Annotated in this window: 2 protein-coding genes; both read left to right on the top strand. The window is 49.1% G+C overall.

What is annotated here, in order from left to right:
- The coding region (locus ACOCD2_RS21870; RefSeq protein WP_293653465.1) for a hypothetical protein at positions 1–330 on the top strand (330 nt) is incomplete at its 5' end.
- Positions 331–373: 43 nt separating this feature from the next.
- A complete protein-coding gene (locus tag ACOCD2_RS21865; protein ID WP_293650189.1) occupies positions 374–892 on the top strand; it encodes an SBBP repeat-containing protein in 519 nt (172 codons plus the stop codon).
- Positions 893–1008 lie beyond the last annotated feature (116 nt).

The raw sequence follows: 1008 nt of genomic DNA, 5'->3' as shown, positions 1-1008 counted from the left end.
TTAAGTGAAGGTGTGGCGGAAAAAATCATTCGCCTGGATTCAGGAAAAGAGATAGAGCAACTGCGTTTTTCCTTGCGCGGTATAGAGAGCCTTGATGTAGACAAAAGAGGGCGGCTCCTGCTCAAGAAGGGTTCGGAGTCAGTGCATTTTTCTGCGCCAGTTGCGTTTCAGGAGGTCGGTGGAAAACGAGTTGCGGTTGAAGTCGCTTACCACCTGACCGGAAAAAAAGAATATGGCTTTACCCTTGGTGATTTTGATGCCTCATTGCCGGTGACTGTTGATCCCGGTTTGGTTGCCTCCACTTTGTTTAGGTGGAGATGGAACCTATGACCGGGGCAATGATATACATCTGGACGCCAGCGGGAATATATATGTGGTCGGCAGTATCAGTTTGCCCTATGGGACTGACTATGATGGATCTTTCCCGATGTTACCGGGAAGCTATGACGATTCTTACAATGGCAGTACAGAAATCTTTATTGCCAAGTTTTCCCCGGATTTGAAAACGTTGTTGGCCGTTACCTTTCTGGGTGGATCGAGTAGTGACTGGGGAAATGCATTGGCGATAGCACCAAATGGGGATGTTTTCGTCACGGGAGGGACCTCAGACGGTTCGGTATTTCCTACCACTACAGGGGCCTATCAGACATCCGATCAATGGAATGCAACAAACACCTTCGCCAGTTATATTGCAAGACTGGATGCCAATCTTGGTCAGTTGAAATCTTCTACTCTGTTTGATCTGCAGGCATGGTCCAACACAAACCTTCAAGACATAGCTTTGGATGCATCTGGCAACGTATATGTAGCCGGTTCAACAGATGCTGACGGGCTTCCAGCCGGCGGCTTTGATGTCACGGGAAATGGATGGTCCGATGCACTTGTTGCGTAAGCGCCCAAGAATCCACACCTATTTTCCACACCTGACCCTGTGCAGACTTTCTCCCCGAATCCCACGACAGAGGAGAAAGCAATGGATACTTCCGATATCACCGAAGGCGCGCCGTT

The organism is Thiolapillus sp. (assembly GCF_048562965.1).
In the GTDB taxonomy this organism is placed as follows: Bacteria; Pseudomonadota; Gammaproteobacteria; order Chromatiales; family Chromatiaceae; genus Thiolapillus; species Thiolapillus brandeum_A.
Note: the sequence above shows the minus strand (reverse complement) of the source record. Positions and strands in the feature narration are given on the sequence as shown.